The organism is Paenibacillus sp. JT22N12 (assembly GCF_056269365.1).
In genome coordinates this window covers 383,738-404,757 of sequence record NZ_JBWDNU010000007.1, presented here as the reverse complement: position 1 = coordinate 404,757, position 21,020 = coordinate 383,738, and the positions used below count along the sequence as shown (strand labels likewise).

Sequence of the window (21,020 nt, the reverse complement as noted above, 5' to 3'; positions counted from 1 at the left end):
AGCGGCGGTAGACATGCTTGCAGCGCTTGCGAGTATGTATCGGAAGACGTTTGCGCATGCGTGGCCAGATTTTCTCACCGGATTTTTTAGATGGAGAGGGAGGACTAAGATATGAAGCGGTTTGGCGATGACAGGGATGTGTTTTTTGAGCGGCGGTTCGGGATGTTTATTCATTGGGGGTTGTACGCGATTCCCGCGTGGCACGAACAGATTTTATGGCGCGGCAAAGGGATGATGACGCGCAAGGAATACGAGCAGCTCATTCATCAGTTTAATCCGGCGGAGTTTGATCCGGATGCCTGGATCGATATAGCTCAGGCGGCCGGCATGCAGTATATGTGCATCACGACGAAGCATCATGACGGCTTCTGTTTGTGGGATACGAAATTTACGGACTACAATATAATGAACAGCCCGTACGGCAAAGATATATTGGAAATGCTGGCCGAAGCGTGCGCGCGGCGGAATTTTCCGCTTAGTCTCTATTACTCTTGCCCTGACTGGCACCATCCGAATTACCCCAACCTGGGCCGTCATCATGAGATGTTCGGAGCCCGCGCGGGGGACGACCACGACATCCACAAGTATTATGATTTCGTCCGCAAGCAGGTCGAGGAGCTGTGCACGAGGTACGGGAAAATCTATCAATTCTTCTGGGATGTCAACGTGGCTGAGCACTACGATCCGAGCCTGAACGAGATGATCCGCGAGCTGCAGCCGGGCATCCTGATCAATGAACGCGGACCGGGACCGGGCGATTACAACACGCCGGAGCGGGTCGTTCCTGAAGGCAACGAGTTCGACAAGCCGGCGGAGGCGGTTCAGTCGCTTGGACGGGAAAGCTGGGGCTACCGGGAGAATGAGGACTACTACCGCTACAAATATGTCATGCAGAGCGTGGATAAAGTGCTCGCTATGGGCGGCAACTATATGCTGAACGTCGGGCCGAAGGCCGATGGCACATTTCCGGCGGAAAGCGTCGCGGCGCTGAAGGAAATCGGCGGCTGGTACAACCGGATCAAGGAAGCGTTCGACGGGACTTTTCCGGCGTCCTCGCTGGTGTACAAGGATGAGATCGTCACCTCGGCCGGCCACCGGATCGAACGGGATCATGTGCTGGCAACGAAGAGGGGCCACACGCTGTATATTCATTTGTACCGCGACATGCAGACGACGGCGGTTGTGCTCAAGCCGTGGGATTTCGTGCCGAAGCGGGCGGTTCTGCTGAACGACGGCCGCGAGCTTGAGACCAGCGTCGATTTCACGCCGTGGTACTGGAGGGAAAAGCCGTATTTGCGGATTCGGAACGTTCCTGTCAATGAGTTGTCCGATGAGGTGTTGGTGATCCGGCTCGAGTTCGATGAAGCGTTAAGCGAGTAAAGGTTGAGCAGCGTCCGCGCGGTTGCGGAATATTCCTGCATATATAGCAGCCCGGTTGGCTCCTGTAGAGGAGATTGGCCGGGTTTTTGGTTTGTTCGCCGGTTGCGGTCCGATAAGACGGATCGAATGCAGAGAAGCAAGCTTGAGCTGAGGCGGTTAGACGGATCGGGACGCTCCTGGGCGATTTTGAAGAATGGATTCGGAGAGAATCCTCCACAAACAGTGTAAAAGTGGACAGTTTTTCGAACCGGATAGAGGATTTGCTTTCATAATAATGAAATAGTATACAAGAGCAAAGCCTCTTAGCTGGAAGACAACTATATTGAAATCATAGTGATACAATGAATCATAAAACCAATGGCGTGTTCGCGCATACGGAAGCGGGCTTGACACTCTGGATTGGAGGGGAGGAGGCAGAAGCTTTCAATTTCATATGAATTGACGATCGGAGAGGCGGCTATTAAACTAGGATTAATTATTTGTAAACTAAAATAGGACAAAGAAAGAGGGTATTGATAATGAAAAGGAAAATATTGGCGACTCTCGCGCTATCTACTGCCTTATTGCTTACTGCAGCCGGCTGTGGAGCCAAAGAGGAAAACGCCGGTTCATCCAACTCCAATTCATCGAGCACTTCAACATCAGAGAGCCCTGCGGCAACAAACTATTCGATCGGTATCTCCCAATACGCGCCGCATCCTTCCCTGGATGCAACCAAAGAAGGTTTTCTGGCAGCGCTTAAAGATGCGGGCATTGTTGAAGGCGAGAACCTGAAAATCGATGATAACAACGCTCAGGGAGAGTCAAGCAACAACCTGTCAATCGCCCAGAAATTCGGTTCGGAGAAGTTCGATCTGGTTCTGGGAATTGCCACTCCTTCCGCACTGGCTCTTGCTGATAATGTCAAGGATAAGCCTGTCTTATTTGCGGCAGTTACCGATCCGCTTGATGCCCAGATTGTGAGCGATCTGGATAAACCAGGCGGAAACATCACCGGAGCTTCCGACTCGAATCCGGCGGCCATTACGCAATTAATGGATTTCATTGCGGAGAATTTTTCAACTGTTAAATCGGTTGGCGTTGTCATCAACGAAGGGGAATCCAACTCCGTGATTATGGCGAAGCAAGCAGAAACAGCCTTGGCCGCCCATGATATCAAGTTAGTTAAAGCGCCGGTTACCAACACCTCCGAAGTCCAGCAGGCGGCGCAATCCCTGGTTGGCCGGGCGGACGCCATTTACATCACGCTGGATAATACAGTCGTGAGCGCCGTGGATGCCATTATTAAGGTAGCTGCCGATAACAAGCTTCCATTCTTCTCCAGTGACCGGGATACCGTAGAAGCAGGAGCTTTTGCAACGGTGGGATTCAAATACTACGATCACGGATACCAGGTGGGCCAAATGGCTGTCGACATTCTGAAGAACGGCAAAAATCCGGGGGATATGAAGATCACCATACCGGACAAGCTGGATCTGATTCTTAATCTTAAAGCAGCGGAAGCATTCGGAATCACTGTGACGGATGCAATGAAGGAAAAGGTACAGGATAAGGAAAATAATATTATTCAATAATTGCAATCGGGGTGGACGGCTCCTGTCGTTCACCCCTTTTCTCTTTTATTAAGGAGGGCATAACATGATTCTGGCCATACAAGGGGCAAGTGAGCTTGGTCTTTTGTACGCTGTAATGGCACTTGGGGTTTATATTACATACCGCATTCTGGACTTTCCCGATTTGACCGTCGATGGCAGCTTTACGACGGGCGGCGCTATAGCGGCGATTATGATTACACATGGCTACAATTCCTGGATCGCCACCATAGCGGCATTCGCTGCTGGACTGGCCGCCGGAGCGTGTACGGGTCTCCTCCACACGAAAGGGAAAATCAACGGACTCTTATCCGGAATTCTCATGATGATCGCCTTATATTCCATTAATCTGCGGATATTGGGCAAACCTAATATTGGCTTCTCCAGAATCGACACGATGTTCACAACGATTTCGGAGGATAAATACATTTATATGACCGTTCTGATCCTGGCTGCCTTGATTATCAAGCTGCTGCTGGACGCTTTTCTTCATACGGACATCGGACTTGCGCTTAGAGCGACTGGCGACAACGCCAGAATGATCCGCAGCCTGGGTGCGAATACGGATAATACGACGATTGTCGGCGTGAGCCTGTCGAACGGATTGGTTGCTGTTTCCGGAGCGCTGATTGCACAACAATCAAGCTTTGCGGATATCAATATGGGGGTCGGGATGATTGTCCTTGGACTGGCTTCGGTTATCATCGGCGAGGCGATTTTCGGCAATAAAACGGTATTTCGGGCGACGCTTGCCGTTGTTCTCGGAGCCATTCTGTACCGAATCATATACGCCTTGGCCTTGCGTATCGAGTGGTTGGAAACTTCAGATATGAAGCTGATTACGGCTCTTATCGTCATAATCGCGCTCTTGCTGCCTACCATCCAACGTGCGTTGAAGCAAAGAGGTCTTGCCCGCAAACGGGCATCTGAATTGTTGACAGCCTCCAGCAAGGGAGGGAGCGCATAATGCTGCAGCTAACGGATATTACCAAGCTGTTTAACCCTGGCACCTCAGATGAAAAAATCGCGTTAATGAATATCAGCCTGCAATTCAAGCCTGGCGATTTCGTTACAGTCATCGGTAGCAACGGAGCGGGCAAGTCCACTTTGATGAACGTGATATCCGGTGTTATGAAGCCCGATCTCGGCGAGGTGCGAATCGAAGGCAATGCCATTCAGCAGCTTCCGGAATACCGGAGAAGCCGTTGGATTGGAAGGGTATTTCAAGATCCGATGGCGGGTACAGCTCCCCGGATGACGATCGAAGAGAATCTCGCTATGGCTTTCTCGCGGGGAAAGAAACGGGGGCTCGGCCGGGGCGTTACTTTCACGAAGCGCGGGATCTTCCGTGAACAGCTGCAGCGCCTTGGCATCGGTCTGGAGAATCGCCTGAACGCCAAAGTCGGGCTCTTGTCGGGAGGAGAGCGCCAGGCGCTGAGCCTGTTGATGGCTACATTCACGAAGCCGCAAATCCTTCTCCTGGATGAACATACGGCGGCTCTGGATCCCGCAAGGGCCGAGCTGATCACCAGCCTGACGGAGAGCATTGTCCGCGAGATGAAGCTGACAACCTTAATGGTTACCCATAATATGGAGCAGGCAATCAGGCTTGGGAACAGGCTGATCATGATGGACAAAGGACGCGTCATACTGGATGTTCCCCAGGAGCGGAAAAGCAGCCTGACCGTCTCGCAGCTGCTTGGCGAATTCGAACGGATCAGCGGACATCAATTGTCGGATGACCGGATCGTGCTTGGCTAGATGAAACCAGACTATAGTGAAATCAAGGGGATACGATGAATCATAAAACGATTGGCATGTTCGCCCATGTGGATGCGGGCAAGACCACCTTTGCCGAACAGCTGCTTTACCATACAAACAGCATTCGGGAGCGGGGCAGGGTCGATCACAAGGACGCTTACCTCGACAGCCACGACATCGAGCGGGCAAGGGGCATCACCGTATTTGCAGACCAGGCCGTCATGTCGTATAAGGGATCAACCTATTATTTGATCGATACGCCCGGGCATGTCGATTTCTCGCCGGAGATGGAACGGGCTGTCCAGGTCATGGATTATGCAATCCTTATCATCAGTGCGGTGGAGGGTGTCCAGGGTCATACCGAAACGGTCTGGCAGCTGCTTCACAAGCATCGCATTCCGACGTTCTTCTTCATCAACAAAACAGACCGGGTAGGCGCGGATGCAGACAGAGTCGTCGAGGAAATCCGCATGCATCTGACAGAGGATGTGTGCAGGCTGACCGGGAATTTCGCGGATGGCGAGATCGGGGAGGCCCTGCTGGAAAGCATGGCGGAGCGGGATGAACAGTTATTGGAGACGTTTATCGCAGGAACGGGCGACCAGGCATTCTGGCTGAGGATGCTGCAGGTTAAGATCCGCGGCCATCAGCTCTTTCCATGCGCAAGCGGCTCTGCTTTGCAGGATATTGGCGTTGTCGAATTTCTGGATCAGCTGCATCTGCTGACGACAGTGGATTATGACAGGCAGGCTCCGTTCGGGGGACGCGTCTATAAAATCCGCCATGACCACAATGGTGTGCGGCTGACCTTCATCAAGGCGTTAAGCGGGACGCTGAAGGTTCGCGATGAGCTGTGCTATAAGGGCGGAGATGTGCAAATTTGCGAGAAGGTGACACGGCTTCTCATTTTCAACGGAAGCAAGTCGCATACGGTCGACCAGGTCTCGGCGGGCGATCTGTTCGCGGTAACCGGACTCTCAAGTGCCGAAGCCGGACAAGGCCTCGGCATCTATTCGGACAAGCTGGCCTATGAGCTGGTGCCGACGCTCACGTCGAAGGTGATTTTCGCCGATTTCCTGAACGCGAAGGATGTGCTGAAAGCCTTCCGGATCCTGGATGCGGAGGACCCGTCCCTGAATGTCATCTGGGAGGAAAGCCTGCAGGAAATCCACATCCACGTTATGGGTCTTATTCAGCTTGAAGTGCTGGAGCAGCTTGTGGCGGAACGATTCGGAATCGGCGTCTCCTTCGGCAGCCCGGAAATTCTGTATAAGGAAACAATTGGGTCGACCGTGAACGGATACGGCCACTTCGAGCCGCTCAAGCATTATGCGGAGGTGCATCTGCGGCTGGAGCCGGGGGAGCGGGGCAGCGGCATTACTTTCGTGAACGCGTGTCATGTGAGCGATTTGAGCGTGGGCAATCAAAATCTGGTCCGAACCCATCTCTATGAGCGGGAGCACCATGGTTTATTAACGGGTATGCCGCTTACCGATATCCGGATTACGCTGTTGAAGGGCGGCGCGCACAATGAGCATACGCATGGCGGCGATTTTCGCGAAGCGGCCTTCCGCGCGCTAAGACAAGGCCTGGAGAAGGCGGAGAACCTGCTGCTGGAGCCTTACTATGATTTTAAGATTAAAGTGGAAGCGGACGATATGGGCAGGGTCTTATCCGATATTCAGCGGGCCTCCGGACAGTTTGATCCTCCGCAAACCACGACCACCCATGCCGTCATTACGGGCAGAGTCCCTGTTGCCACCTTTATGAATTACAGTACGGAGCTCGCTTCTTTTACGCATGGCAGAGGGAGCGTACATTTCGTCTTCGGGGGCTACGATCGCTGTCATAACGAACAAGAGGTCATCGAGCGAAAAGGCTACCGGAAGGACGCGGATCCGCTGTACAGCTCCTCTTCGATTTTTTGCGCCAAGGGACATGGTTACACGGTGGCTTGGGATGAGGCGGAGGCGAAGATGCATCTGTTGTGACGTACAAGCACCGCGGCACATGGGAATCACTGTGTGCCGCAAATGATAGCGGCAGCCGGATGCAGAGGCATGGTTTCTATCGCGTTTGCCTGAATTTTGTCATTTTGCTGCATTTGACAGAGATATACTTGTATCCATAGAGCTGCCGTCAACAGGATTGTTTCAGGAACAGGTGAATGGTTTATTATTCTTGGGGAAATTTACTATAAAATGAGATGAGGAGACCAGGCCGATGGAATCAAAGAAAACGGAACGATATGCGAATATGATCGCCATGGATGAGCTGGACACAGCGGAGAAGAGACTGAATCCGTTCCCTGTATACAACATGCTGCGTCAAACCACCCCTATTCGTTATGATGAAAGCCGTAATTGCTGGGATATGTTTCGCTACGAGGATGTTCATCGCATCCTCAAGGACCCGTCTGCTTTTTCTTCGAATCGGGGAATATCGGGCAAAGGATCCGAAACTATATTAACGATGGATCCTCCGAGGCATACGCAGCTGCGGGCACTGGTGAACAAAACCTTTACTCCAAGGGTTATAGCTGATTTGGCGCCTCACATCGAATCGATTACCAACGAGCTGATGGATGCCGTTATTGCGAACAATGAAATGGATATCGTACACGATCTTGCTGCCCCGCTGCCCATTATCGTCATAGCCGAGCTTCTTGGTGTTCCTAAGGAGGATCGGAATTTGTTTAAAGAATGGTCCGATATTCTCGTCAAAGGGACAGATGTCAATACAGACGAAGCATTCGGGCAGCTCATGAAAGAGAGAGAACAGGCCGTACAGGAGTTGATTTCTTACTTCTCACAGATTACGGCTCAGCGCCAGGCCCAGCCTGAAAATGATCTGATCTCATTATTATTATCCGCCGAAATTGAAGGCCAGAAGCTGAGTCAACAGGAAATACTCGGATTTTCCATCCTGCTCCTGGCAGCCGGGAATGAAACCACAACCAATCTGATCACGAACGCGGTCCGCATCCTTACCGAAGAGACGGCTATCCAGCAGCAGCTGCGTGAGAAGCCTGATTCCATACCCGGTTTTATTGAGGAGGTGCTTCGGTATTACCCGCCCATACAGGCTATTGGACGGGTTGCAGCCGAAGATATTGAAATCGCCGGCAATCAGATCAAAAAAGGGGATCAGGTGGTTTCATGGATCGCATCGGCCAATCGTGACGAATCAAAATTTGCCGAGCCTGATGTTTTTTTGGCCGATCGGCGGCCCAATGCCCATCTTTCATTTGGCTTTGGCATTCATTTCTGTCTGGGTGCTCCGCTTGCGAGGCTTGAAGGCCAGATTGCTTTACGTGCGATCTCGGAGCGTTTAAATGAGATTCGTTATAAAACGGGTGCTCCGCTTTCCTATATTCAAAGTACGTTTGTATTTGGCGTCAAGCAATATCCGGTTACTTTTCAGAGGGCAACGACATAAGCACACAGATTAGTATACTTTGCCAAGCAGCAGTCGGAGACATTATCGATTCCCGAACTGCCGCTTGTGCTGTAATCTCTATCAAATTACTGCTCAATTTTGCCGGAACCGGCCGTGTATAGTAAGATAAATAAAAAAACCACGTGCAAAGGAGAAAGCCTATGTGCCGGAATATTAAGCCGCTTTTCAACTTTGACCCGCCTGCTACCGAAGATGAGATTCAAGCCGCTGCGCTTCAATTTGTAAGGAAAATCTCGGGCTTCACCAAGCCCTCCAAGGCAAACGAGGAAGCGTTCAATCAGGCCATTATGGAAGTGACGCTGGTAGCCGGCAAACTGTTGGATTCACTGGTGACGAATGCTGAGCCGCGCAACCGCGAAGTTGTAATCCAGCGTGCCCGCGCAGGATATGCGAAAAGGTTCGGGACTGAAAGTTATTGATGGATTTGGGTTATTTCATTTCTGAACGTTCCTTCACCATTAAAGAACCTTACGCAAACCGTATAATCGGTTTGCGTAAGGTTCTTTTTCGATTAAGCTTGTTCAGATGGATGTGAATGTGACTTCGCAGGTACTGGGAACACTTGAGAAAAAAGGCTATATCAAACGAAGTCCCCATTCGATCGACACCCGGGCGAAGGTCATTACGATGACTGCATCCGGCAATGATCTCGCCACCAGGGCTGTACAAGTCGTCGAAGCGGCGGATCGTGCATTTTTCGAGAGCATCGGCGACGATAAGGGCAGCTGATTGACCTCTTGCTGCAGCTGGTGAAGAGGCAGAATTCCTGAGCAAAGATTCTTCTCAAATGAAAGAGGATTTCCCGTCCAGGCGCCCGCACCGCGCGCAGCTCCCGGCGCGCGGTGCGGCGCTGCATGACGGTTGTCCGACCACATACAGACGGACATCTAGATGTAATCCCCATTGCTGCAGGCCAGGTGATCTTTGGGAGCGCTATGCTATACTTCTCATATAAAAGGGGGAGATCCTTTATGGCGAGAAGACGAATTTATCCTCAGAATTTAGCCTCCGGCTCAGAGGGGCAGGAGATAACCCATATCCCGCTGGACCAGGCCCGGATTACGCAGACGGCTCTGCTTTTATTGAATGAGATCGGCCTGAAGGAATTAAGCATGCGCAAAATAGCGGATAAATTGCAGGTCAAAACCGCCTCCCTGTATTACCATGTCAAAGATAAAGACCAGCTGCTTCAGCTGCTGGCTGACAAAATAAGCGAACAAATGGCATGGCCGGATGCCTCCCTGCCCTGGACCGACCAGCTTCTGCAGTGGGGGGAGCAGTTCAGGCGGGCGCTCCATGCCTACCGGGACGCGGTCGATATTTTCAATACCACGATTGCTATGGGGTATCACCGTTTGCTGCAAATCGAGAAGCTGTATAAGCTCCTTGCCACGGCGGGGTTCCCAGATCATCAAATTCCCTGGGCGGCTTCCATGCTGAAAAACCATGTACTTGGGTTTGTCGCGGAAGAGGCCCGCTTGAGGGGATTTGCCGGAGAAGAGGGGGATACGCAGGAGAAGATGAGCGGGAAGTACAATCAATTTTATTCGCAATTACCGGAGGATCAGTTCCCCTATATGATCCGTCTGGCCTCCTATACGACAAATTCCAACTGGGACGAGGAGTTTCAATTCGGTTTGGGTGTTTTCATCGCCGGATTTTCCCTGAAGCTTCCCTCTGCTGAGTCGTAAACCGCTTCCCCCCGGAAACGAAGCCGATGGGCGCTGCCGAAGTACGGCAATGGTTGGCTGGGAGCGGGCGGGATCGGCAGCGGTCCAGGCATTTTCATTGGACAAGCTGCAGCGAATTTTGCCCAAGCCTTCTTGGATGCGATAGCGGCTCGCCGCCACTGGGACAGGCAGCCCGTATAAGGGATAGATCCGGATCAAGGAAACGAAGCCGGGACCGGGCTAGCAAAGAGCCGTGCATCATGTACGGCTCTTTGCTCTCCTACTGCCGAAGCGCCGCTGGCAGCACAAATAGCAATTGTGATTCTTTCGCATGAGGGAAAAAGAGGGCATCCTTTATAACCATCGCTATATTCCTGCATATCGGTTAGAATTAAGCAGAGTATAACAAATAGAGCTTTTAATCGATTGGGAGCTGTGGGAATGTCGAAGGAAGAAGAAATTATATTAACCAAAGAAGGTCTGGCCAAGCTGGAGTTCGAGCTGGATGATCTCAAGACGGTCAAACGCAAGGAGCTTGCCAGCCGTATTAAACTCGCGATCAGCTACGGCGATTTGAAGGAGAACAGTGAGTATCATTCCGCCAAAAACGACCAATCCTTCATGGAAACGAGAATCATGATTCTGGAAAAAATGCTGAATAAAGCCCGTGTCGCGGATGACAGCATGGATATCTCCACTGTTCAGATCGGCCTTATTGCGGTCCTAAATGATGTTGAATTTTCCGAAAAATTAGAATACATGCTTGTCGGCTCCAGCGAGGCCGATGCTTCCGATAATAAAATCTCCTACGAGAGCCCGCTCGGCAAAGCGCTGATGGGAAAATCCGTGGGCAGCATTATCAGCGTGAATGCCCCGATGGGCGTTATCCAATACGAACTGCTTGAAATCAAAGCCATGTAAGAAGAGATACCCGGCGTCAACATTCTTATATTCAATCTGTGCGGCGTTGTGGACTTCTCTCTAATATTCGAACCTGGCGCCGCTTCTTTCATGACGAGAGAGGCGGCGCCGTTTTATATGAACGACCGGCAGTGAAACTATAACGGAAGAGGCAGGCCTATGAGTAAGCAGTCATTCAAAGACTATGCGATAAGTGAAGAGATCATCAGAGCATTGGACAGCCTCGGGTACGAAACGCCGACCAGCGTGCAGCAGGAAGTCCTGCCCGCGGCGCTTGCAAGGCAGGATCTGGTGGTGAAATCGCAAACCGGAAGCGGAAAAACCGCGGCGTTCGGGATTCCGGTCTGTGAGCTGGCGGACTGGAATGAGAACAAGCCGCAGGCGCTGGTTCTGACTCCCACACGGGAGCTTGCGGTCCAGGTGAAAGAGGATTTGACCCATATCGGGCGGTTCAAACGAATTAAGGTCGCGGCTCTTTACGGCAAGCAGCCCTTTGCCATTCAAACCGCTGAATTAAAGCAGAAAACCCATGTGATCGTCGGGACTCCCGGGCGTGTACTGGACCATATTCAGCGAGGCACGCTTGTGCTGGACCGTCTGGCCTGCCTGGTGATTGATGAAGCCGACGAGATGCTGAATATGGGCTTTATCGAGCAGGTCGAGGCGATCATTCAGGAGCTGCCGGGAAGCAGGTTGACGATGCTGTTCTCGGCGACCCTGCCGCAGGATGTGGAGAGCCTGTGCTTGAAATATATGAACAATCCCGTTCATATCGAGATTCAGGCAGCCGGGATCACGACGGACCAGATTCAGCATTCTCTGATCGAGGTGAAGGATGCCGACAAATGGCCCTTGCTTCGGGCGGTCACCATCGTCGAGAATCCGGACAGCTGCATGATTTTCTGCCGGACGAAGGAACAGGTGGACCAGCTGTTCATACGAATGGCCGCGCTGGATTATTCATGCGACAAGATCCATGGAGGTCTGGAGCAGGAGGTCCGGTTCGAGGTCATGAATGCGTTCAGGCGCGGACAGTTCCGCTATCTGATCGCCACCGATGTCGCCGCCAGAGGCATTGATATCGATAATATTTCGCTGGTCATTAATTACGATCTCCCCATGGAGAAGGAAAGCTATGTCCATCGTACGGGAAGAACCGGCCGCGCGGGCAAGCAGGGGAAGGCCATAACGTTCGCAACCCCTCACGAGGGCAAGTTTCTGGCGGACATCGAACGGTATATCGGGTTTGCCCTTCCGGTTATGAAGGCTCCTTCAAGAGAGCAGGTTGCCTTGAGAGAACCCGCCTTCGAAGCGAAGTCGCATGCCCGGACCACGCTCAAGAAAGACAAGAATGAGCAGATTAATGCGGGAATTATGAAGCTGAATTTCAACGGCGGCAAGAAAAAGAAGCTCAGAGCCGTTGATTTTGTCGGCACGATTGCCAGAATTGAAGGGGTAACCGCAGAGGATATCGGTATTATTACGATCCAGGATAATGTGTCCTATGTGGATATTTTGAATGGCAAAGGGCCGCTGGTGCTTGAAGTCATGCAGACGACGAACATCAAGGGCAAGCTGCTGAAGGTCCGCAAGGCTTTGAAATAAAACGGGTCCATGGCGGGGATTCGTCTTATCTTTCATGGATCTCCCCTTGTGTTAGCAAAAAAAATTTGGGACAATAATAAATAGATGGGCGAACTTGTCGCTTCTCTGTCCTAAGAAAAGGCCTACATTTCGAAGTTTTTGAAAAGAGGATATCCAATGAATAAAGCATCTATATATGGAATGACCCTGGATCAGCTGACGGCCTGGCTGTCCGAGCGTGGACATCGGAAGTTCCGCGCCGCGCAGGTATGGGATTGGCTGTACAGGAAGCGGGTAACGGCTTTCACGGACATGACCGACGTCCATCCGGAATGCATCGCCGTACTGGAGGAGCATTTTGTCATCCAGACTCTGACCGAGCATGTGAAGCAGGAATCCGCTGACGGCACGATCAAGTTTCTGTTCAAGCTGGTGGACGGCAATCTGATCGAAACGGTGCTCATGAAGCATAAATTCGGATTGTCGGTGTGCGTGACTACCCAGGTGGGCTGCAACATCGGCTGCAGCTTCTGCGCAAGCGGACTGCTGCCCAAGAGCCGGGATCTGACAAGCGGCGAAATCGTGGAACAGATCATGAACGTTCAGCTTCATCTTGATCATGCCGGCCATGAGGGCAAAGTCAGCCATGTAGTCGTGATGGGTATCGGCGAGCCATTCGATAATTTTGCGAATCTGTCCGATTTCCTGCGGGTGATCAAGGATCACAAGGGGCTTGCTATCGGAGCAAGGCATATTACGGTTTCGACCAGCGGCCTCGCGGAAAAAATCATCGAATTCACCGATTCCGATATGCAGGTGAATCTGGCGGTGTCCCTGCATGCGCCCAATAATGAGCTTCGCACGCGGATTATGAAAATCAACCGTGCGATTCCCATCGAGAAGCTGATGGAGGCGATCCAATATTACTGGGAGAAAACCAACCGCCGGATCACGCTGGAATACATTTTACTGAAGGATGTCAATGATCACAGGGAGCAGGCTCTTGAGCTGGCTGAGCTGATCGGGGACAACAAGCATCTGGCCAATGTGAATCTCATTCCCTATAATCCCGTGGATGAGCACAGTCAATATCAGAGAAGCGAGCAGGAGTCGATACGGGCTTTCTATGATACGCTCAAGAAGCAGGGCGTCAGCTGCAGCGTCCGCCTGGAGCACGGCACCGATATCGATGCCGCGTGCGGACAGCTTAGAAGCAAGCAAATCAAGGAATCCAAACCAGCCGGCCCGGGCAGGATTGCTGCGGGATAAAGGAAGAAAGGCAAGAGTGGAGCGGCTCCCTGTTCTTGCTCATGATTCACATCAAAAACTTCGTCATGAACCTGTTCCAGCGCTTTTTTGGGGCAGGTTTTTTAAGTATGGTTTCAGCTTATTATGTTATATATGTCTGAAGCAGCGCCCAACAGGGGAGGCGAGAGGAAGATGATGAGGGAAAAAGCCATCAATTGGCTGATTGGCATTTCGGCATTATCCTGTCTGATATGGGCGGGGGGCCTAGCCTGGACACTGCAGGATACCTTCAGCGGAGCGCCGGCAGCGGCTCCGCCTATAGAAGGGACCGCTCCCGGCACAGAGGAAGAAGCGCCTGAGCCTGTTGCGGACGACGGTTCGTTCCGGCTGCTGGCGCTTGGGGATTCGTTAACGAAGGGAACCGGCGATACCGAGGGCAAGGGGTATGTCGGTTATTTGCTGGAGGATCTGAAGGAGAAGTCCGGCCAGGATATCGTGCTGGGCAATTATGGCGTAAACGGACAAGTATCCAGCCAGCTGGCCGAGCAGCTTGGGCAGAGCAGGATTAAGGACGAAGTGGTGGCCGCTGATGTCATTGTGGTCAGTACAGGCGGGAACGATTTGTTCCAGGGGGGACAGACTCTGGGCAATCTGGAGCCTGCCCACATACAGAAGATTGAGGATGCTTATCTGCTTCAATTGAAATCCATTCTGAAGCAGCTTCGGGAGAATAACGCCGATGCCCGTATTTTTCTCATTGGCCTCTACAATCCGTTTGGCGCCCTGGAGAATGCGGAAGCGACGACAAAGATTGTCCGGGACTGGAACTACAAAGCTGCCGAGGTTGCGGCAGACTATCCGCAGACTGTGCTTGTTCCAACCTTTGATCTGTTTCAATTGAAGGTTCAGGATTATTTGGCCCGTGACTTATTCCATCCCAACGCAGCCGGATACCGTCTGATCGGGGACCGGGTAGCGTCGCTGATTACATGGCAGGGGGTGAAGGGTTGAGCGAGATCACATTGGCTGTCCAGGGTCTCAGGAAGATTATCGGGAAGCGGGAAATTATCCATAATCTCGATTTTGAGCTGCGGCGAGGAGAGGTATTCGGTTTCCTTGGACCCAACGGAGCGGGAAAAACGACAACGATCCGCATGCTGGTCGGACTGATCAAGCCGACATCAGGCTCTATTCACATCTGCGGCTACGATCTTCATAAGCAGTATTCCGAAGCGATGAGCAATATGGGCTGCATTGTCGAGAATCCGGAGCTGTATACGTATTTGAGCGGCTGGCGGAACCTGGAGTATTTTGCCCGGATGATGGACGGGATCGATGAGGCGAGGATGAATGAAGTCATCCGGCTGGTCGGGCTGGACGCGAGAATTCACGACAAGGTGAAAACCTATTCGCTGGGCATGCGCCAGCGGCTGGGCATCGCCCAGGCGCTGCTGGGAAGGCCGAAGGTGCTCATTCTGGATGAGCCGACCAATGGCCTCGATCCCTCCGGCATTCGGGAGATGCGGGAATTCATCCGCTATCTGGCGGAGGAGGAAGGTCTGAGCGTGCTGGTCTCCAGCCACCTGCTGAGCGAAATTCAGCTGATGTGTGACCGGGTTGCCATTATATCCAAGGGCCGGGTCGTCCGCGTGGATACCGTCCATAACCTGCTGGCCCATCAGGAGCGGGTGCATTGGAAGCTTTCCCCCATGCCGCAGGGCATTCAGGTGCTGCAGCGTCTCACGGATCCGGTGGAGACGGAAGGGGATACCGTGAAGACATCCTATCCGGGGCTGGAGATCGGGCGATGGAATCAGGCACTGGTGGAGGCGGGCGTAACGGTAACGGAGATGAGCCGCAGGCTTCCCTCGCTGGAGGATTTGTTCCTCGAATTGACGGGCGGTGAAGGCATTGAATAATCTGGTCTACAATGAGATGGTGAAGCTGACGGGAAAAAGGAGATTGCTGGTTGTCGCCTTCATTATCGCCATCCTGATTTCCCTGTTCACCTACGCTCAGCTTCGCCAGGCCGAGGAGAACCGCAAGCGGTTCGGAGATGTGGATTGGCGCCTCGCCCTGGAGCAGCAGCTTGCAGGCTGGGAGAACCGGCTGTCCAGCGGGCGGGCGTCCGAGGATGACGGAGAGAATCTGAAGGTACGGATTGAGCAGCAGCGGTACTACCTCGACCATAATATTAACCCCTCGGAGCCGGGCGCGCCGACCTTTGTGCGGGGCTTCGTGGAGAACGGGATCAATTTGCTGCTGCCGCTCATGATGATGATCGTTGCTGCTGATATTGTGTCCTCGGAGTACAGTGCCGGAACGATCAAGGTTCTGCTGACGCGCAAAGTGAAGCGATGGCGGATTTTGCTGAGCAAATATTTGGCGCTTACCCTCTCGGTGTCGCTGATTATCACCCTGTTCGGTTTGCTGTCCACGCTTATATCCGGGGTGGTGTTCGGCTTTCAGGGCTGGACGGCGCCGGTTCTGACCGGCTTCTCCGTGAGCAATGGGCTGCTTGACGCCTCGGGTGTCCATACACTGCCGCAGTGGCAGTTTATTATTATGGAGCTGGGACTGGCCTGGTTCGTATCCCTCATCGTGGCAACCATTACGTTCATGCTCTCGGTTCTGTTCCGCAGCACAGCGGCGGTTATGGGAGTTATGCTCGCCTGCCTCATAGCCGGGACGATCCTGAGCGCGATGGTGGAATCATGGGAATCGGCCAAATATCTGTTCATGGTCAATCTTCAGCTCATTGGATATCTGGAGGAGGCGGCCCCGCCGGTCGAAGGCATGTCCCTGGGCTTCTCGCTGCTCGTGCTGCTCGTCTGGGGCGCTTCGGCGCTGGCGGTAGCTTTTATTACATTTACAAAACGGGATGTTTATTAAAATCGCGATAGAAACAAGCAGCCGCAGGCTTTACCTGCGGCTGTTTGTTTCGTTCCAATATAGTATAAAAATTTCATGATAAGAGTCCGGCAATTAACTAAAGTAAATTATATCGGGCGCAAGTCCCGTGCTATTCTTCCTCTGAGACAGCTACTTCAGGGAAAAGGATGATGGATGTGAGGAAGAAGAATAGAGGCTGGAGAGCGGCTGCAGCCGCGCTGATCTTCTCATTGTTATGGTCGGGGGCCGCTTGGACTGCTGCAGCCGAATCTGGCGATATTCAGAGTCATTGGGCTGCACAAACGCTGCAGAGGTGGGCTGGGAACGGGCTGCTGTCCGGTTATGCCGACGGGTCGTATCATCCTGATCAGCCTGTTACGAGGGCGGAGTTTCTTACGCTTGCGAATCGTGCCTACAAGCTGACCGGAACGTCGGGGAATGCCTATTCCGATGTCGAGGCTGGCAAATGGTATGCTCCGGAAATCGGCAAAGCCGTGGCAGCGGCATATATTTCCGGTTATGAGGACGGGACGATGCGGCCGATGAAGAACGTCACCCGCCAGGAAGCGGCGCTTATGCTCTCCAGGCTGGCGAAGCTGGACGATGCTCAGGCAGACACCGCGGCACTCAGCTTCACGGATGTCTCCCGGATCGGGAGCTGGAGCCGGAATGCGGTGGCTGCGGTGTCAGAGAGGAACTGGCTGTCCGGTTATCCGGACGGCAGCTTCCGGCCTGAACGGGATCTGACCCGTGCAGAAGCCGTTGTTGCGCTGGACCGGTCCAGCGAAGCGCCGGCTCCCGCAGAGCCTGTGGCGGATACGGTGTACAAGGAAGCCGGAACTTATGGCCCTTCCAGCGGAACAGAGGAAGTGACGGGCGATGTCGTCATCGCGGCAGCGGGCGTCACGCTGCAGAATGCGGTAATCCATGGTGATCTGACGCTGGAAAAAGGAATTGGAGAAGGCGATGTGCATCTTAATAAGGTTACCGTGCTGGGAACGACAACCGTACACGGCGGCGGCGCCAACAGCGTTCATCTCGTCGATTCGGTGTTCCATCTGATAATTGTGGACAAGCCGGAGGGTAAGGTGCGCCTGGTTCTGGAGGGAGCAACCACCGTGGAGGCCATGCAGGCTCTGACTCAAATGATCCTTTTTATTGCCGAAACGGGCTCAATTGAGAAGCTGGAGGCGCATGCTTTCCTTACGATGACCGGCCAAGGCGCTATAGTTGAGGCTGTGCTGTTTGTAACAGGTTCCACCTTTGAGCGCGCTCCGCAAAAGGTTGATGGCCGGTACAAGCCAGAGCCCAATCCTGGCTCGGGTTCAAACATTCCCTTCCCGGGAGGAGGAGCCGGCGATCCGGCTCCGGTCATTACCGGGGTGCAGGACGGGCAGACGTATCTTGCCTACGTGACTCCGGCAAGTACCAGTTCCATATCCTCTGCCGTTTTGGAGAAGAATGGCGCAGCAGATGCCTCTTATAAACTTGGAGACATGATCAGGGAAAGCGGCGATTATGTCCTGACTCTAACCGGTGCAGGCGGCAAGAGCGCGGTGAGCTTCAGTCTCCGGGCCGATGCCAGTCTGACAGCGCGGGAGGAGGGAGTCAGCTATAAGGATCACCTGCTGACCATCCCGCTGCAGCTTCGCAACTCGGGAGCGGACCTTGCCAATGTTGTAAACACCCTGAAGCTGAGCGTGAGTGGACTGGCAGATGATGTGCAGTCGCTGCCTGCGTCGGCCAGCTCCCCGGATCATGAAATGGACTTTGAATTGAAGCGCGATGGGGACAGCGATGATTTCATTGCCATGCTTCCACCCTCCCCATATACACTGACGCAAGGCTGGGATCAGGCTGTAACATACACGGTGGATCTGGGGCTTTCGCTGCACGACCGGCCATTAAGCATCGATGCCTGGGTTGGTAGGGCGGCAGAATCCTCACAGCAGGCTGTTGCCCGGCTGCAGACGATCAACATCACGGCCGAAGCCGATCCTGCCGCTCCTATTGCCGATTTGGCGGTCACTGCCAAGGCGGAGACAACCGTGGATGTAAGCTTTACGCAGCCGTTATGGGCTGAGAATGTATCCCTCGAGCAATCCGGGGATGATGGAGAAAGCTGGACAACCGCTGCGACGAGCGAGGGCTTGGGCGCTCAATCGGCTGCGGCTCAGGTCATTGATCTGAGTCCGGGCACCGATTATCTCCTGCGCCTGATCGTTACGGGCGGACTGCATGCTGGCGAATCGAATACAGTCGCCGTCACGACGAATTCGGCGGAGCAGCCGGGCGGAGGCGGGGATGAGCCGGACCCGGACCCTGTGATCGTCGGTGTTCTCGATGGGCAGACCTATGCCTCCTATGTGACGCCTGAACGTGCGGAAGGCAGGACGATCGTCTCCGCGGCTCTGGTGAAGGATGGCGAAGAGGATGGGTTTTACGAGCTGGGTGATGAAATCCGGGAGAGCGGTTCCTACGAGCTGACCATAACAGACGACAGCCAGAGCCGTACAACGATCCAGTTTACGCTTGTGCCGGATGCGCAGTTGACCGTGATCAACGATGAACAGTATCAGGTTGCTTATAATACCAGGGATCATATGCTGTCCATTCCCGTACATGTTGTCAATGCTGGAGCTGACTATGCAGGCGCGGTGAACGGCGTGAAGCTGAACGCCCCGGGCTTGGCCGGGGATGTGGATATGCTGACGGTAGAATACGGGAATTCAGGCTCTGAGCCTTATGCCTATTTCTATCTTTACCGGGAGCCGGGCACCGATCATTTCTCAGGCACGTTCCCTCCTTATCCCTACACGCTGACAGGCGGCTGGGACGAGAACGTGACGTATTCGGTGCAGCTGCTGCCTTCACTGACGGACCGGACGATTCGTGTCGACGCATGGGTGGCTTCCGAGCAGGATTCATCGCAGGAGCATGCCATTGCGAGCATCCAGACCGTTAACCTCATAGCGGAAGCGGATCCGCTGGCGCCGATTAGTGATCTGGAAGTGCTGTATACAACCGATACGACAACCTACGCCAGTTACACGATGCCATTGCTGGCAACCGAAGTGAACCTGGAGATATCGGAGAACGACGGGGAAACCTGGCAGAACGCCCAGACGGATTCGCCTGTAACGCCTGATGCAAGTTTTGTGCAGGTGCTCGGATTGAATCCCGGCACTGCGTACCGCTTGCGGCTGTCTGTAGCGGACGGGGTGAATGCCGGACAATCCAATGAGGTGATTTTTACAACAGAGCCGGAAGATCACACCTAATGAATATCAAAGTTAAACAAGGATATATCCGCCAGCCAATGCCTTTTTAACGGCTGCAGATCCACAGGATCCGGATAATCCACATTCCGTTGAGCTGGAGACGCTCTGTGCAATTCGGCTGCCAGCCTTGCTGTAGGCATGCGCGAGTGCAATCACGAAGATGGAAGCAAGAAGAGCCCCCATGGGAAAAGAACTTTTCCCCGGGGGCTCTTCTTGGTTGGATAAAGGCAGTCTGCTGGCTAGGCGTCTCTCGCACAGCGGAACCCCATATTGCCGGCGGAGCTATCCGGCGTGTTGGAGCTTCGGGCGGCGACCCTGTATCGGTTGCAGTATGAGCGGTGGCACAGATAGGAGCCGCCTCTCATTACTTTGCTTTGGCCTTTGGACGGACCCTTGGGGTTCACACGGCCGGCCTTCAGATGATGATCGGGGCTGAACCAGTCCGAGCAGAATTCCCAGACGTTCCCCGACACATTGTAGAGGCCGTACGCATTGGGCTGATAGGCATTCACGGGAGCCGTCCCGACATATCCGTCGCTTGCATGGTTGACCAGCGGGAATTTGCCCTGCCATATATTGCAGCGGTGCTCCCCGCCGGGCTTCAGCTCGTCCCCCCAGGGATAGCGCTTCTGCTTGAGCCCGCCGCGGGCGGCGTACTCCCATTCCGCTTCCGTAGGAAGCCGCTTGCCTGCCCATTTGCTGTACGCCAGGGCATCATTGTAGGTGACTTGGACGACAGGATGATCCATCCGGTCCACCACGCTTGAATCCGGCCCTTCCGGATGGGCCCAATCCGCGCCGCCCACCACCCACCACCAGGGCGAGCGTTCGACCGAGCGGGTCACGGTGCGGGCGGTGGCTTCGGACACGAGCAGATGGAACACATAGGACCAGCCGAATTTCTCGGATTCGGTGATGTAGCCGGTGGCTTCCACGAATCGGGCGAACTCGGCATTGCTGACAGTGCAGGGGTCGATATAGAAGGGGGCCAGCGTAATTTCGCGGACCGGCCCTTCTCCGTCGGCGGGAAATCCTTCATTATCGTTGGTGCCCATCAGGAATGAACCGCCGGGCAAATGAATCATCTCCTGCTCCTTCCAGGAGGTTGGGGCTTTGGGCTTCTGGCTGTCCTTGCCGGAGATATCCGGCTTCAATGATGCAGGCCCTTCACTTCTCCCTGCGGCACAGCAGGAGCTGGCTGGTTGATTTTCCGTACGATCACTCATTCATAT

The 21,020-nt window shown here is 53.6% G+C and carries 17 protein-coding genes; 16 read left to right on the top strand and 1 reads right to left on the bottom strand.

The window, feature by feature from the left end; genetic code table 11:
* The first annotated feature begins 111 nt into the window (after nucleotides 1-111).
* The 16 genes from AC0YOA_RS25170 (at nucleotide 112) to AC0YOA_RS25095 (ending at nucleotide 19,788) form a co-directional block, all read left to right on the top strand.
* Nucleotides 112-1,380, top strand: coding sequence for an alpha-L-fucosidase (locus AC0YOA_RS25170; RefSeq protein WP_475788968.1), 1,269 nt, complete (start codon nucleotides 112-114; stop codon nucleotides 1,378-1,380).
* Nucleotides 1,381-1,898: 518 nt separating this feature from the next.
* Nucleotides 1,899-2,954 carry an ABC transporter substrate-binding protein gene (locus AC0YOA_RS25165; protein ID WP_475788967.1) on the top strand — a complete coding sequence of 352 codons (1,056 nt, stop codon included), beginning with the start codon at nucleotides 1,899-1,901 and terminating at the stop codon, nucleotides 2,952-2,954.
* A gap of 64 nt (nucleotides 2,955-3,018) precedes the next feature.
* Entirely contained in the window at nucleotides 3,019-3,939 is a 921-nt protein-coding gene (locus AC0YOA_RS25160) for an ABC transporter permease (protein ID WP_475788966.1), read from the top strand.
* Entirely contained in the window at nucleotides 3,939-4,733 is a 795-nt protein-coding gene (locus AC0YOA_RS25155; RefSeq protein ID WP_475788965.1) for an ABC transporter ATP-binding protein, read from the top strand. Before AC0YOA_RS25160 ends, AC0YOA_RS25155 begins: the two co-directional genes overlap by 1 nt.
* Nucleotides 4,734-4,768: 35 nt before the next feature.
* On the top strand, nucleotides 4,769-6,724 hold the full coding sequence (locus AC0YOA_RS25150; protein ID WP_475788964.1) for a GTP-binding protein: 1,956 nt from the start codon (nucleotides 4,769-4,771) through the stop codon (nucleotides 6,722-6,724).
* A gap of 232 nt (nucleotides 6,725-6,956) precedes the next feature.
* The gene (locus AC0YOA_RS25145; protein ID WP_475788963.1) at nucleotides 6,957-8,171 is read left to right on the top strand and encodes a cytochrome P450; all 1,215 of its coding nucleotides are present in this window, start codon (nucleotides 6,957-6,959) and stop codon (nucleotides 8,169-8,171) included.
* A gap of 161 nt (nucleotides 8,172-8,332) precedes the next feature.
* On the top strand, nucleotides 8,333-8,611 hold the full coding sequence (locus AC0YOA_RS25140) for a DUF2277 domain-containing protein (RefSeq protein ID WP_475788962.1): 279 nt from the start codon (nucleotides 8,333-8,335) through the stop codon (nucleotides 8,609-8,611).
* A gap of 118 nt (nucleotides 8,612-8,729) precedes the next feature.
* On the top strand, nucleotides 8,730-8,921 hold the full coding sequence (locus tag AC0YOA_RS25135) for a MarR family winged helix-turn-helix transcriptional regulator (protein ID WP_475788961.1): 192 nt from the start codon (nucleotides 8,730-8,732) through the stop codon (nucleotides 8,919-8,921).
* Nucleotides 8,922-9,163: 242 nt separating this feature from the next.
* On the top strand, nucleotides 9,164-9,883 hold the full coding sequence (locus AC0YOA_RS25130) for a TetR/AcrR family transcriptional regulator C-terminal domain-containing protein (protein WP_475788960.1): 720 nt from the start codon (nucleotides 9,164-9,166) through the stop codon (nucleotides 9,881-9,883).
* A 420-nt stretch (nucleotides 9,884-10,303) separates the two neighbouring features.
* Nucleotides 10,304-10,783, top strand: coding sequence for a transcription elongation factor GreA (gene greA / locus AC0YOA_RS25125; protein ID WP_475788959.1), 480 nt, complete (start codon nucleotides 10,304-10,306; stop codon nucleotides 10,781-10,783).
* Between the two features lie 159 nt (nucleotides 10,784-10,942).
* Entirely contained in the window at nucleotides 10,943-12,388 is a 1,446-nt protein-coding gene (locus tag AC0YOA_RS25120) for a DEAD/DEAH box helicase (protein WP_475788958.1), read from the top strand.
* Between the two features lie 156 nt (nucleotides 12,389-12,544).
* Entirely contained in the window at nucleotides 12,545-13,636 is a 1,092-nt protein-coding gene (gene rlmN, locus AC0YOA_RS25115) for a dual-specificity RNA methyltransferase RlmN (protein WP_475788957.1), read from the top strand.
* 171 nt (nucleotides 13,637-13,807) lie between these two features.
* Nucleotides 13,808-14,626, top strand: a complete 819-nt coding sequence (locus AC0YOA_RS25110) for a GDSL-type esterase/lipase family protein (protein ID WP_475788956.1) — start codon at nucleotides 13,808-13,810, stop codon at nucleotides 14,624-14,626.
* A complete protein-coding gene (locus tag AC0YOA_RS25105) occupies nucleotides 14,623-15,534 on the top strand; it encodes an ABC transporter ATP-binding protein (protein WP_475788955.1) in 912 nt (303 codons plus the stop codon). The genes AC0YOA_RS25110 and AC0YOA_RS25105 overlap by 4 nt, the downstream gene beginning before the upstream one ends.
* Entirely contained in the window at nucleotides 15,527-16,507 is a 981-nt protein-coding gene (locus AC0YOA_RS25100; RefSeq protein ID WP_475769432.1) for an ABC transporter permease, read from the top strand. Before AC0YOA_RS25105 ends, AC0YOA_RS25100 begins: the two co-directional genes overlap by 8 nt.
* A 176-nt stretch (nucleotides 16,508-16,683) precedes the next feature.
* Nucleotides 16,684-19,788: an S-layer homology domain-containing protein gene (locus tag AC0YOA_RS25095; protein WP_475788954.1), complete on the top strand. Its 3,105-nt coding sequence runs from the start codon at nucleotides 16,684-16,686 to the stop codon at nucleotides 19,786-19,788.
* 239 nt (nucleotides 19,789-20,027) lie between these two features.
* On the opposite strand, the gene AC0YOA_RS25090 is transcribed toward AC0YOA_RS25095, so the two are convergent.
* Nucleotides 20,028-21,014, bottom strand: coding sequence for a formylglycine-generating enzyme family protein (locus AC0YOA_RS25090; protein WP_475788953.1), 987 nt, complete (start codon nucleotides 21,012-21,014; stop codon nucleotides 20,028-20,030).
* Nucleotides 21,015-21,020: the final 6 nt, after the last annotated feature.

Coding starts and splice junctions, on each gene's coding strand:
- AC0YOA_RS25145 (WP_475788963.1), top strand. CDS start 6,957: ATGGAATCAAAGAAAACGGAACGATATGCGAATATGATCGCCATGGAT.
- AC0YOA_RS25155 (WP_475788965.1), top strand. CDS start 3,939: ATGCTGCAGCTAACGGATATTACCAAGCTGTTTAACCCTGGCACCTCA.
- AC0YOA_RS25170 (WP_475788968.1), top strand. CDS start 112: ATGAAGCGGTTTGGCGATGACAGGGATGTGTTTTTTGAGCGGCGGTTC.
- AC0YOA_RS25150 (WP_475788964.1), top strand. CDS start 4,769: ATGAATCATAAAACGATTGGCATGTTCGCCCATGTGGATGCGGGCAAG.
- greA (WP_475788959.1), top strand. CDS start 10,304: ATGTCGAAGGAAGAAGAAATTATATTAACCAAAGAAGGTCTGGCCAAG.
- AC0YOA_RS25120 (WP_475788958.1), top strand. CDS start 10,943: ATGAGTAAGCAGTCATTCAAAGACTATGCGATAAGTGAAGAGATCATC.
- AC0YOA_RS25160 (WP_475788966.1), top strand. CDS start 3,019: ATGATTCTGGCCATACAAGGGGCAAGTGAGCTTGGTCTTTTGTACGCT.
- AC0YOA_RS25090 (WP_475788953.1), bottom strand. CDS start 21,014: ATGAGTGATCGTACGGAAAATCAACCAGCCAGCTCCTGCTGTGCCGCA.
- AC0YOA_RS25140 (WP_475788962.1), top strand. CDS start 8,333: ATGTGCCGGAATATTAAGCCGCTTTTCAACTTTGACCCGCCTGCTACC.
- rlmN (WP_475788957.1), top strand. CDS start 12,545: ATGAATAAAGCATCTATATATGGAATGACCCTGGATCAGCTGACGGCC.
- AC0YOA_RS25130 (WP_475788960.1), top strand. CDS start 9,164: ATGGCGAGAAGACGAATTTATCCTCAGAATTTAGCCTCCGGCTCAGAG.
- AC0YOA_RS25110 (WP_475788956.1), top strand. CDS start 13,808: ATGATGAGGGAAAAAGCCATCAATTGGCTGATTGGCATTTCGGCATTA.
- AC0YOA_RS25165 (WP_475788967.1), top strand. CDS start 1,899: ATGAAAAGGAAAATATTGGCGACTCTCGCGCTATCTACTGCCTTATTG.